Genomic DNA, 12,914 nt, shown 5'->3' with positions numbered 1-12,914 from the left:
CCGCGGGAGCCACTGCATCATGACCACGAACACCACTGCGCCCCGCAAAGAGACCCCCGACTCGCGCCGCCGGGACGGGAGTTCGACGGGCGGCGCCACGCTGAACGTGTTCTCGCACGCCTTCCTCGTCCTGTGGGTGGTCCTCGCAGCAGGACCGCTCGTCTGGGTCGCCCTCACGGCGCTGCGGCCCTCGGTCGAGATCCTCAGCGATCCGATGGGCTGGCCCACCTCCCTCCACTGGGAGAACTTCAGCAACGCGTGGACCGAGGCGAGCATCGGCCAGTACGCGCTCAACTCGCTGATCATCCTGGCGGGTTCACTGACCGGGACCATGCTGCTCGGGTCGATGGCCGCGTATGTGATCGCCCGCTTCACCTTCCCGGGTAACCGGTTCATCTTCCTGCTCTTCGCGGGCGGCATGATGTTCCCGGTCATCCTCGCCCTGGTCCCTCTCTTCGCGGTCATGGAGAACTTCGGGCTTTTGGACACCCGGCCGGGTCTGATGATCGCGTATATCGCGTACTCGCTGCCCTTCACCGTCTTCTTCCTGACCTCCTTCTTCCGTACGTTGCCGACGGGCGTGCAGGAAGCGGCGATGGTCGACGGGGCCTCGCACACCCGCACGTTCTTCCAGATCATGCTGCCCATGGCCAAGCCCGGCCTGGTCAGCATCGGCATCTTCAACTTCCTCGGCCAGTGGAACCAGTACCTGCTTCCGCTACTGCTCAACAACGAGGAGGAGAGCAGCTATGTGCTGCCCCAAGGACTCGCCAACCTGGCCGTGACGCAGGGCTACCGGGGCGACTGGGGGGCGCTCTTCGCGGGCCTGACGATCGCGATGCTTCCGGTGCTCGTGGTGTACGCCGTCTTCCAGCGACAGGTGCAGGCGGGCCTCACCGCGGGCGCTCTCAAGTGACCCCGACAGCGGGTGATTTCAGCTTGGCCACGAAAGTGGTCTAGGCCTGTCGCGCCAATTCCGGCCGTGAGTAATGTCGGCGCCACGGCGCCGCGGGGGGACCTTGGCCCGCGTTCAAGTCGACACCGATGTCGAAGGGTTGAACAGCATGAGGAAACGAGTAATCGCCACCGGTGCGGCAACGCTCGCGATGGCACTGGGACTTACCGCCTGCGGCGGTGACAGCGACAGCGGCGACAGCAAGACCATCAAGCTCGTCGCCGCCGACTACGGCGACAAGGCCTCCAACGCCTCCAAGATCTACTGGAACGGCGTCAAGAAAGAGTTCGAGAAGGCCAACAAGGGCTACAAGGTCGACGTCCAGGTCATCAACTGGAACGAGATCGACAAGCAGGTCAAGAACATGATCCAGGCGGGCGACCAGCCCGACCTGCTGCAGACCGGCGGCTACGCCGACAAGGTCTCCGACGACCTGCTCTACAAGGCGGATGAGGTGCTCTCGCCCAAGACGAAGGAGAACCTCATACCCTCCTTCGCCAAGGCCGGCGAGGTCGACGGCACCCAGTACGGCATCCCGTGGGTCTCCTCGAGCCGCGTGATGTTCTACAACAAGGCCGTCCTGAAGAAGGCCGGCGTGAAGACGCCGCCGAAGACCTGGGACGAACTCGCCGCCGCCGCAAAGAAGATCAAGGACTCCAAGGCCGCCGAGACCCCCTACGCACTGCCGCTCGGCCCCGAGGAGACCCAGGGCGAGACGATGATGTGGGAGCTCGGCAACGGCGGCGGCTACACCGACGCGAGCGGCAAGTACACGCTCGACAGCGCCAAGAACGTCGAGACCTTCGAGTGGCTCCAGAAGAACCTGGTCAAGCCCGGCCTCACGTACTCCAACCCGGCCTCCACCGACCGCAAGACGGCCTTCGCGGACTTCGCGGCCGGCAAGGTCGGCATGCTCAACGGCCACCCGAGCCTGATCCAGATGGCCAAGGACGGCAAGGTCGACTACGGCGTCGCGCCCATCCCCGGCAAGACGGGCCCGCTGGACAGCACCCTCGGCGTGGCCGACTGGATGATGGCGTTCAAGGACGGCGGCGCGGAGAAGGAAGGCGTGAAGAAGTTCCTCGACTTCACGTACTCCAAGAAGATGCTGGCCTTCGACGAGATGTACAACCTCATGCCGGTCACCCAGGACGCCCTCAAGGAGATGCAGTCCAGCGGCAAGCACAAGGACCTGGAGCCGTTCTTCGAGGTGCTTCCGAACGCCAAGTTCTACCCGCTGGGCGACACCTCGTGGGACGTCATCTCCGCCGAGATGAAGAAGACCGGCGGCAAGGCGGCGTCCGACGACCCGAAGTCGGTCCTCGGCGACCTGCAGAAGAAGGCGGAGGCGGCGGCAGCCGAGGCCAAGTAGCAGGCGGCAGGCCCTTGTTGGCCCAGTTCGCCCCGTTCACTCCGTACGCAAGGAGTCCTTGTGTCACTGAAGGCCCCTCCGCCCCCGGCCGACACCGGCCGGGGACGGGGCGGGCGCGCACCCAGGCCGGTCAGCCGCCGCAGCGGCATCGCCAGGCTCGGCCCGCTGCCCTGGATAGCGCCCGTCATCCTGCTGATCCTCGCCGTGGTCGTCTGGCCGGTCGTCGAGCTGATCCGCACCTCGTTCCTCAATGTGTCCATCGCCGGTGTCGTGCGCGGCAGCGCGGGAACCGACAAGTTCAAGAAGCTCTTCGAGGAGAGCGACTTCGGCTCGGTGCTCTTCTGGACGACCGTCTGGACGGTCGTCGTCGTGAGCGTCACGATGCTGCTCTCGCTTGGTCTCGCCCAGCTGTTCAACCAGAAGTTCCCCGGCCGCCGCATCACGCGCTGGGCGCTCATCGCCCCCTGGGCGGCGTCCGTCCTGATGACCGCCATCGGCTTCAAGTGGATGCTCAACCAGACCGCGGGCGTGCTCAACACGGTCATGCTCGACCTCGGTCTCATCGACAAGTCCAAGGACTGGCTGGGCTCTTCGGACACCGCCTGGCCGTGGATGATGGCCGTCGCCGTCTTCGTCTCGCTGCCCTTCACCACGTACACACTGCTCGCCGGACTGCAGACGATCCCGCAGGACGTCTACGAGGCGTCGCGGATCGACGGGGCCGGCGGCTGGCAGACGTACCGGCACATCACGCTGCCGATGCTGCGGCCCGCGTTCCTCGTCGGCGTCGTCATCAACCTCATCAACGTCTTCAACTCCTTCCCGATCATCTGGGCCATGACGCAGGGCGGTCCTGGCTACGACACCTCCACGTCGATGGTGTTCATGTACAAGCTGAAGGAGACCGACATCGGTGAATCCGCTGCGATGTCGGTGGTCAACTTCGCGATGGTCGTGGTGCTCGTGCTGATCTTCCTGAAGGTCAGCCGGTGGAACGAGGAGGACTGATGGCCACCGCGACGGCGACCCGACCGGGGTCGCAGAAGGCCAAGAAGCCCAAGCGCACGTTCCGGCCGCGCACACTCGTCATCACCGTCGTCGCCTGGGCGCTCGCGGCGCTCTTCCTGGCGCCGTACCTGGAGATGGTGATCACGGCGCTGCGGCCCAAGAACGAGCTGCGGGACCGCACGTACCTGCCCGAGAACTTCGAGTGGGCGAACTTCATCGACGTATGGAAGGAGTCCGAGCTCGGCCAGAACCTGCAGGTCACCCTGTTGGTCGCGGGCGGGGCGACGCTCCTGGTGCTGCTCGTCTCGCTGCCCGCCGCCTACTACACGGCCCGCATGCGCTACCGCGGCCGCAAGGCCTTCCTGCTGCTCGTCCTGGTCACGCAGATGTTCCAGCCGACCGCCCTGCTCGTCGGTCTCTACCGCGAGTTCCACCAGCTGGACATGCTCAACTCGGTCTGGACGCTGATCATCACCAACGCGGCGTTCAACCTCGCCTTCGCGGTGTGGATCCTGACCGCCTACATCAGCTCGATCCCGCCGGAGCTGGAGGAGGCCGCCATGGTGGACGGCACCAGCCGCTTCGGCGCCATGGTGAAGGTGACGCTGCCGCTCGCGCTGCCCGGTGTGGTGACCGCGGTGATCTTCACCTTCATCACCTCCTGGAACGAGTTCGTGATGGGGCTCACGCTCACCACCGAGCCCGACAAGCAGCCGCTGACCGTCGGCATCAACAATTTCATCGGCGCCTACACCGTGGAGTGGAACTACCTCTTCGCGGCGTCCGTCGTGGCGATCGTGCCGGTCATCGTGCTCTTCGCCTTCATCGAGCGGCATGTCGTCTCGGGTCTCACGGCGGGCTCGGTCAAGTAACGGATCGGTCCTTACAGGCCGGGTCTGGGTGGTTTGGAGTGCATCCTCACCACTTGGACCCGGCCTGTCCGGCTGTTGGCCTTGGCAGATTTCCGTCAAGGACTTGACTGCGCTAACCCCTTCAGCAGAGCTTGGAGTTCACAACTTGTACGGGCGGCGACGATGCCGTTACGTCATACGGAAAAGGGTGGCTGAGTCAATGGAGACTCCGGGGTCGCAGTCCTCGCTGCACCGGGCCAATCTCGAGCGGGTCGTACGCGCCGTACGTCTCGCCGGTTCGCTCACTCAGGCCGAGATCGCCAGGACGACCGGCCTGTCGGCGGCCACGGTCTCCAACATCGTCCGCGAGCTCAAGGACGGTGGAACGGTCGAGGTCACGCCCACTTCGGCAGGGGGCCGCAGGGCCCGCAGCGTCTCGCTCAGCGGCGACGCGGGCATCGTCATCGGCGTGGACTTCGGCCATACGCACCTGCGCGTGGCCGTGGGCAACCTCGCCCACCAGGTGCTCGCGGAGGAGTCCGAGCCGCTGGACGTGGACGCGTCCGCCGCGCAGGGCTTCGACCGGGCCGAGCAGCTGGTCAGCAGGCTGATCGCGGCCACCGGCGTGGACCGCGCGAAGATCACCGGGGTCGGGCTCGGCGTGCCGGGACCGATCGACGTGGAGTCCGGGACGCTCGGCTCGACGTCGATCCTGCCGGGTTGGACCGGCACCAAGCCCGCCGAGGAGCTGGGCGGCCGCCTCGGGGTGCCCGTGCACGTCGACAACGACGCCAACCTCGGAGCGCTCGGCGAGCTGGTCTGGGGGAGCGGCCGCGGGGTCAAGGACCTGGCGTACATCAAGGTCGCGAGCGGTGTCGGCGCCGGCCTGGTGATCGACGGACGGATCTACCGCGGCCCCGGCGGCACGGCGGGCGAGATCGGGCACATCACCCTGGACGAGTCGGGCCCGGTCTGCCGCTGCGGCAACCGCGGCTGCCTGGAGACCTTCACCGCGGCCCGCTACGTTCTGCCGCTGCTGCAGTCCAGCCACGGCACCGATCTGACCATGGAGCGCGTGGTCGCCCTCGCGCGCGACGGAGACCCGGGCTGCCGCCGGGTGATCGCCGACGTCGGACGGCACATCGGCAGCGGTGTGGCGAATCTCTGCAACCTCCTGAACCCCAGCCGGGTCGTCCTCGGCGGCGACCTCGCGGAGGCCGGTGAGCTGGTCCTCGGGCCGATCAGGGAGTCCGTGGGGCGGTACGCGATCCCCAGTGCGGCACGCCAGCTCTCCGTGCTTCCCGGGGCACTTGGCGGCCGGGCCGAGGTGCTCGGGGCGCTGGCCCTCGCGCTCAGCGAAATGGGTGATTCGACCCTTTTGGACGGGTCTCTCCCTGCGCCCGCACCTGCCTTCACTTAGATAACGCATGGCACCGTTGTCATCTCGTTAAGGATTTACTCCTTGACGCTGGTGTGGCGGCCGAGTTGACTTCGAGCCACCTCGGCCGCAACGACGCGGCCACGTCAGGGAGGTTCCCAAATGAACACGCGTATGCGTCGTGCCGCCGTTGCCGTTGCCGCCACCACCATGGCCGTCACCCTTGCCGCCTGTGGCAGTGCCAAGGAATCCGGCGGTGACAAGGATGAAGCCGGTTCGGGCCCGAAGAAGGGTGACGCGCTGAACATAGGTCTGCTCCTGCCGGAGAACCAGACCGCGCGTTACGAGAAGTTCGACAAGCCGCTGATCGAGAAGCACATCAAGGAGCTGACCGACGGCAAGGCCAAGGTCACCTACGCGAACGCCAAGCAGGACGCGACCGTACAGAACCAGCAGGCCGACACCATGATCACCAACAAGGTGGACGTGCTGATCGTGGACGCCGTGGACTCCAAGGCGATCGCCGGTTCGGTCAAGAAGGCCAAGGACGCGGGCATCCCTGTCGTGGCGTACGACCGCCTTGCCGAGGGCCCCATCGACGCGTACACCTCCTTCGACAACGAAGAGGTCGGTCACGTCCAGGGCAAGGCCCTCCTTGAGGCCCTTGGGGACAAGGCCAAGGACGGCCAGATCGTGATGATGAACGGCGCGATCACCGACCCGAACGCCAAGCTCTTCAAGAAGGGCGCCGAGGCCGAGCTCAAGGGCAAGGTCAAGATCGGCAAGTCGTACGACACCAAGGAGTGGAAGCCGGAGAACGCCAACGCCAACATGGAGGGCGCGATCTCGGCCCTCGGCAAGAACAAGATCGTCGGCGTCTACTCCGCGAACGACGGCATGGCGGGCGGCATCATCACCGCCCTCAAGGCCGCGGGCCTCTCCAAGCTCCCGCCGGTCACCGGCCAGGACGCCGAGCTTGCAGGTGTGCAGCGCATCGTCGCGGGCGAGCAGTACATGAGCGTCTACAAGCCGTACGCCCCCGAGGCCGAGGCCGCCGCCAAGATGGCCGTCGCACTGGGCAAGGGCGAGAAGCTGGACTCCATCGCCAAGGACACAGTCGACAGCCCCACCACCAAGGGCGTTCCCACCGTGCTCGTCCCGGTCGTCTCCCTGACCAAGGACAACATCAAGGACACCGTCCTCAAGGACGGCATCTACGCGGTCGACGAGATCTGCACCACCAAGTACAAGGCCGACTGCGACAAGCTGGGCCTGAAGTAAGTCCCCCTCCCCACACGGGACTTCACCACCATTGAGGCCTGTCCGGTGCCTCGCTCCAACAGCCCCGCAGCTCTGCGGGGCGCCGGACAGAAACACCTCTCGTTCTCTTCTGTTCAACCTCCCGCCGGTCAGGCGGCGAAGGAGATGGTTCACGTGTCCGCTACGCCCGTGTTGGCGTTGCGCGGGGTCTCCAAGCGATTCGGTGCCGTCCAGGCGCTCACCGACGTAGAGCTTGAGGTCCACGCCGGTGAGGTGGTCGCCCTGGTCGGCGACAACGGCGCAGGAAAGTCCACGCTGGTCAAGACGATCGCTGGCGTGCATCCCATCGATGACGGTGTCATCGAGTGGGAAGGCAAGAGCGTCTCGATCAACAAGCCGCACGACGCCCAGAACCTGGGCATCGCGACCGTCTACCAGGACCTCGCGCTGTGCGACAACATCGACGTCGTAGGCAATCTCTACCTCGGCCGCGAGCTGCGCAGGCGCGGCGTGCTCAACGAGGTCGAGATGGAGCGCCGCGCCCGCGAGCTCCTCACCACGCTGTCGATCCGCATCCCCAGCGTCCGCATCCCGATCGCCTCGCTCTCCGGCGGCCAGCGCCAGACCGTAGCGATCGCCCGCTCGATGCTCGGCGAGCCCCAGCTCGTCATCCTCGACGAGCCCACCGCCGCCCTCGGCGTCGAGCAGACCGCACAGGTCCTCGACCTGGTGGAGCGGCTGCGCGAGCGTGGCCACGCGGTCATCCTCATCAGCCACAACATGGCGGACGTCAAGGCCGTCGCCGACAAGGTGGCGGTGCTCCGGCTCGGCCGGAACAACGGAGTCTTCGACGTGAAGGCCACCTCGCAGGAAGAGATCATCTCCGCCATCACGGGCGCCACGGACAATGCCGTGACCCGTCGCGCGGCGCGCAATGGGGAGGCCCAGAAGTGAGCATCGACAAGACCTCCACGCCCGGCGACGCACCCGTCGACGCCCCGGCCCCCGCCCCCGACGCCGTCACCGCGGTGGACCCCCGCCTGCTCGTGCGCGAGCAGGGCTTCGCCGGATACATCACCGAGTTCAAGCGGAAGATGCGCGCCGGTGACCTCGGCTCCATCCCGGTCGTCGTGGGCCTCATCATCATCTGGGCGATCTTCGCCTCGATGAACTCGCGCTTCATGACCGCGGAGAACCTCAGCAACATCTCCGTCGCCATGGTCGGCACCGGCATGATCGCCGTCGGCATCGTCTTCGTGCTGCTGCTCGGCGAGATCGACCTGTCGGTCGGCTCGGTCAGCGGTGTCGCGGGTGCGGTCGCCGCCGTGCTCGCCGTCACGCACGGCGCACCCGAGTGGATCGCGCTGATCGCCGCCGTCCTCACCGGCACTGTGATCGGCACCATCCACGGCTTCTTCTTCGCGCGGATCGGCGCCCCGGCGTTCGCCGTCACCCTGGCGGGCCTGCTGTTCTGGCAGGGCTTCATGCTCCAGATCCTGGGTGACAACGGCACCATCAACCTGGACTCCGACGGCCTGATCGCCAAGCTGACCTCGTACTACTTCACGGACGTCGCCGCGGCCTACGGCCTCGCGATCGTCGCGGTCGTGGCGTTCTTCCTCTCCTCCTTCCTGGACAGCCGCCGCCGCGAGGCGGCCGGTGTCCCGTCCAGGCCGCTGAGCGAGATCATCGTGCGCACGGCCGTCCTGGCCGTCGTGGCCTTCGCCGCCGCGATCATGTTCAACCAGTACAAGGGCCTCCCGCTGGCCCTGGTGATCTTCCTGGTGGTCCTGGTCGGCACCGACTTCGTCCTTCGCCGCACGGGCTACGGCCGCAAGGTCTTCGCCCTCGGCGGCAGCGTCGAGGCGTCCCGCCGCGCCGGTATCAACGTCACCCTGATCCGTACGTCGGTCTACGCGATCGCCGGTACGTTCGCGGCGGCGGGCGGCCTCTTCATGGCCTCCAAGATCGCCGCTGCCAACCAGGGCGCCGGCACCGGTGACCTCCTGATGAACGCCATCGCGGCGGCCGTCATCGGCGGCACCAGCCTCTTCGGCGGCCGCGGCCGCACCTGGAACGCCCTCCTGGGCGTCATGGTCATCACGTCCATCCAGTACGGCCTGGCACTCGAAGGCATCGCGACGCCGGTCCAGTACATGATCACCGGTGGCGTACTGCTCGCCACGGTCGTGATCGACTCCGTAACCCGCAAGACCCAGAAGACGGCAGGCCGCGCCTGACCTGCCACAACCCCGAGCGGGGGCTGCCCGGTACCGCAATGGCGCGGTGCCGGGCAGTTCTCTGTGTACCGCCGATCGCGTGATGCACAACTCCCGGCCCGGACGCCGCCGTCAATGGCGGAACATTAGACTCAACAGGCCCGGGCAACATCCGGTCAACGCTCGAACAGCTCTACTGCAAGGAGGCACGGGTGCCGCTGCTGACCCGCATCAGGGGACCGCGCGATCTGGACCGGCTCAGCCAGGAGGAGCTGATCCAGCTGGCCGACGAGATCCGCACCTTCCTCGTCGACGCAGTCTCCAAGACAGGCGGCCACCTCGGCCCCAACCTCGGCGTGGTCGAGCTCACGATCGCCATGCACCGCGTCTTCGAGTCCCCCCAGGACAAGATCCTCTTCGACACCGGCCACCAGAGCTATGTGCACAAGCTGCTCACCGGCCGCCAGGACTTCTCCAAGCTGAAGATGAAGGGCGGCCTCTCCGGCTACCCCTCGCAGGCCGAGTCCGACCACGACGTGATCGAGAATTCGCACGCCTCCACCGTCCTCGGCTGGGCCGACGGCCTCGCCAAGGCCAATGAGCTGCGCAAGAAGGACGACCACGTCGTCGCCGTCATCGGCGACGGCGCGCTCACCGGCGGCATGGCCTGGGAGGCGCTCAACAACATCGCCGCCGCCAAGGACCGCCCCCTGGTGATCGTCGTCAACGACAACGAGCGTTCGTACGCGCCCACCATCGGCGGCCTCGCCAACCACCTGGCCACCCTGCGCACCACGGACGGCTACGAGCGCTTCCTGGCCCGCGGCAGGGACCTCCTGGAGCGCACCCCGGTCGTCGGCAAGCCCCTCTACGAGACGCTGCACGGCGCGAAGAAGGGCCTGAAGGACTTCATCGCCCCGCAGGGCATGTTCGAGGACCTCGGCCTGAAGTACGTCGGCCCGATCGACGGCCACGACATCGAGGCCCTGGAGTCCGCCCTGGCGCGCGCCAAGCGCTTCGGCGGCCCGGTCATCGTGCACTGCATCACCGAGAAGGGCCGCGGCTACAAGCCCGCCCTGGAGGACGAGGCCGACCACTTCCACTCCGTCGGCAAGATCCACCCCGACACCGGACTGCCGATCGCGTCCTCCGGCGTCGACTGGACCTCCGTGTTCGGCGAGGAGATGGTCAAGCTCGGCCACGAGCGCGAGGACATCGTCGCGATCACCGCGGCCATGCTCCAGCCGGTCGGCCTCGACAAGTTCTCCAAGGAGTTCCCGGAGCGGGTCTACGACGTCGGCATCGCCGAGCAGCACGGCGCGGTCAGCGCCGCGGGCCTGGCCACCGGCGGCCTGCACCCCGTCTTCGCCGTGTACGCGACCTTCCTCAACCGCGCCTTCGACCAGCTCCTGATGGACGTGGCCCTGCACAAGTGCGGCGTCACCTTCGTCCTGGACCGGGCCGGCATCACCGGCACCGACGGCGCCTCGCACAACGGCATGTGGGACATGTCGATCCTGCAGTGCGTGCCGACCCTGCGGATCGCCGCACCGCGCGACGCCGACCAGGTCCGCCTGCAGCTGCGCGAGGCCGTCGAGGTCGAGGACGCCCCCACCGTGGTGCGCTTCTCCAAGGGCGCGGTCGGCCCGGCCGTCAAGGCCGTCGGCAAGGTCGGCGGCATGGACGTGCTCCGCAAGGCGGCCACCCACCGGCCCGACGTCCTCCTGGTCTCCGTGGGCGCGCTCGCCCCGATGTGCCTGGAGATCGCCGATCTGCTCAACAAGCAGGGCATCACGACGACGGTCGTCGACCCCCGCTGGGTCAAGCCCGTCGACGAGGCGCTCGCCCCGCTCGCCGAGCAGCACCGCGTCGTCGTCACCGTCGAGGACAACTCCCGCGCGGGCGGCGTCGGTTCGGCGATCGCCCAGGCCCTGCGCGACGCGGGCGTCGACGTACCGCTGCGCGACTTCGGCATCCCGCCGCGCTTCCTCGACCACGCGTCCCGCAAGGAGGTCATGGCCGAGATCGGCCTGACCGCCCCGGACATCGCCCGCCAGGTGACAGGTCTGGTGGCGAAGCTCGACGGGCGCTTCGAGCGGGGAGCGGCCGTGGACTCGGTCGACCCGGCGGCGGAGCCCGCGCGCGACTGACGTCAACCACGCGGTTCTTCGGGCCGGTCCCACCACCCTGTACGGGTGGTGGGACCGGCCCATTTGCGTGAATCCCCCCGTGCCGCGGCTTGCGGACCACCCCCCGTCTCGATCATGTCGAGGACGACAAGCGTGGAGGTACGTCCGTGACAAGCACCCTTTTCAGAACGAAGAGCGTCGAGCAGTCCATCCAGGACACCGTCGAACCGGAGCATGCGCTCAAGAAGTCGCTCTCCGCCCTCGACCTCATGGTCTTCGGCGTCGGCGTCATCATCGGCACCGGCATCTTCGTCCTGACCGGCAAGGTGGCCAAGGAGAACGCGGGGCCTGCGACCGCGCTCGCGTTCGTCGCCGCCGGCATCGTCTGCGCCCTTGCGGCCCTGTGCTACGCCGAGTTCGCCTCGACCGTCCCGGTGGCCGGATCGGCGTACACCTTCGCCTACGCCTCCATCGGTGAGCTGCCCGCCTGGATCATCGGCTGGGACCTCGTCCTCGAATTCGCCCTGGGTACGGCCGTCGTCGCGGTCGGCTGGTCCGGGTATGTGCGCTCCCTGATGGACAACGCGAACTGGCATCTCCCTAATGCGCTGGAAGGCCCCGACATTCCAGGCGGCAGCTTCGACATCCTGGCCTTCCTGCTGGTCCTGGTGCTGACCGCGATCCTGGTGGTCGGCATGAAGCTGTCCGCCAACATCACCGCGGTCGTCGTGGCCATCAAGGTGACGGTGGTCATGATCGTGATCATCGCGGGTCTCTTCTTCATCGTGGGTGACAACTACTCGCCGTTCATCCCCGACGCGGTGACCCCGGAGATCGGGGTGGGCTGGGAAGACGCCCCCATGGTTCAGCTGCTCTTCGGCTACGAACCCACCAACTTCGGCGTCATGGGCATCTTCACCGCGGCCTCCGTCGTCTTCTTCGCCTTCATCGGCTTCGACGTGGTGGCCACTGCCGCCGAGGAGACCAAGAACCCGCAGCGCGACATGCCGCGCGGCATCCTCGGCTCGCTCTTCATCTGCACGGTGCTTTACGTGGCCGTCTCGCTCGTGGTCACCGGCATGCAGCACTACACCAAACTGTCCGTCAGCGCGCCCCTCGCCGAAGCCTTCAAGGCCACCGGCCACCCCTGGTACGCCGGCGCCATCAGCTTCGGTGCCGCCGTCGGCCTGACCACCGTGTGTCTGATCCTGCTGCTCGGGCAGACGCGTGTGTTCTTCGCGATGAGCCGCGACGGTCTGCTGCCGCGCTTCTTCTCCATCACGCACCCGCGCTTCAAGACCCCTTACCGCCCGACCATCCTCCTTGGCGTCCTCATCGCCGTCATCGCCGGCTTCACCAGCATCAACGAGCTCGCGACCCTGGTGAACATCGGGACCCTCTTCGCGTTCGTCGTCGTGGCCATCGGCGTGATCGTCCTGCGCCGCACCCGCCCCGAACTGCACCGCGCCTTCCGCACCCCGCTGGTGCCGCTGGTGCCCATCATCTCGGTGGCCGCCTCGGTGTGGCTGATGCTGAACCTGCCCGGCGAGACGTGGCTGCGGTTCGGCATCTGGATGGTGCTCGGCTTCGTCGTCTACTTCCTGTACGGGCGCTCGCACAGCCGGCTCGGCCGGGGCGAGACGACGTTCCCGCCCGGAAAAGTTCTTTAACCGCCGCGCTCTCTTCCTGCCGACCTCCCGGCCCCGTATGTCCCGCTCTGTCGGGGACTGCGGGGCCGGATA

10 protein-coding genes are annotated in these 12,914 nt (G+C 67.2%); all 10 read left to right on the top strand.

The genetic code is table 11. The features are described 5' to 3' along the window. Positions 1-19: 19 nt before the first annotated feature. The 10 genes from AB0O76_RS12785 to AB0O76_RS12740 all read left to right on the top strand — a co-directional run bounded on the left by AB0O76_RS12785 (position 20) and on the right by AB0O76_RS12740 (position 12,842). Positions 20-916: a carbohydrate ABC transporter permease gene (locus AB0O76_RS12785; RefSeq protein ID WP_365488773.1), complete on the top strand. Its 897-nt coding sequence runs from the start codon at positions 20-22 to the stop codon at positions 914-916. 148 nt (positions 917-1,064) lie between these two features. Beyond that, a complete protein-coding gene (locus AB0O76_RS12780; RefSeq protein ID WP_365488770.1) occupies positions 1,065-2,327 on the top strand; it encodes an extracellular solute-binding protein in 1,263 nt (420 codons plus the stop codon). A gap of 60 nt (positions 2,328-2,387) precedes the next feature. Next, a complete protein-coding gene (locus tag AB0O76_RS12775; protein ID WP_365488767.1) occupies positions 2,388-3,335 on the top strand; it encodes a sugar ABC transporter permease in 948 nt (315 codons plus the stop codon). Continuing rightward, positions 3,335-4,207: a carbohydrate ABC transporter permease gene (locus AB0O76_RS12770; protein WP_365488764.1), complete on the top strand. Its 873-nt coding sequence runs from the start codon at positions 3,335-3,337 to the stop codon at positions 4,205-4,207. Before AB0O76_RS12775 ends, AB0O76_RS12770 begins: the two co-directional genes overlap by 1 nt. 199 nt (positions 4,208-4,406) lie before the next feature. After that, positions 4,407-5,606, top strand: coding sequence for an ROK family transcriptional regulator (locus AB0O76_RS12765; RefSeq protein WP_365488761.1), 1,200 nt, complete (start codon positions 4,407-4,409; stop codon positions 5,604-5,606). Between the two features lie 120 nt (positions 5,607-5,726). Then, positions 5,727-6,845 carry a substrate-binding domain-containing protein gene (locus AB0O76_RS12760; protein ID WP_365488758.1) on the top strand — a complete coding sequence of 373 codons (1,119 nt, stop codon included), beginning with the start codon at positions 5,727-5,729 and terminating at the stop codon, positions 6,843-6,845. Between the two features lie 144 nt (positions 6,846-6,989). Then, positions 6,990-7,778, top strand: a complete 789-nt coding sequence (locus AB0O76_RS12755) for an ATP-binding cassette domain-containing protein (RefSeq protein WP_365488755.1) — start codon at positions 6,990-6,992, stop codon at positions 7,776-7,778. Further along, positions 7,775-9,064, top strand: a complete 1,290-nt coding sequence (locus AB0O76_RS12750) for a sugar ABC transporter permease (RefSeq protein ID WP_365488752.1) — start codon at positions 7,775-7,777, stop codon at positions 9,062-9,064. Before AB0O76_RS12755 ends, AB0O76_RS12750 begins: the two co-directional genes overlap by 4 nt. A 191-nt stretch (positions 9,065-9,255) precedes the next feature. Further along, a complete protein-coding gene (gene dxs, locus AB0O76_RS12745) occupies positions 9,256-11,193 on the top strand; it encodes a 1-deoxy-D-xylulose-5-phosphate synthase (RefSeq protein WP_365488749.1) in 1,938 nt (645 codons plus the stop codon). A 146-nt stretch (positions 11,194-11,339) separates the two neighbouring features. Beyond that, positions 11,340-12,842: an amino acid permease gene (locus AB0O76_RS12740; protein WP_365488746.1), complete on the top strand. Its 1,503-nt coding sequence runs from the start codon at positions 11,340-11,342 to the stop codon at positions 12,840-12,842. The last annotated feature ends 72 nt before the right edge of the window (positions 12,843-12,914 follow it).

This window comes from Streptomyces sp. NPDC086554, assembly GCF_040686095.1.
In the GTDB taxonomy this organism is placed as follows: Bacteria; Actinomycetota; Actinomycetes; order Streptomycetales; family Streptomycetaceae; genus Streptomyces.
This window is presented reverse-complemented; position numbering and strand designations above follow the sequence as displayed.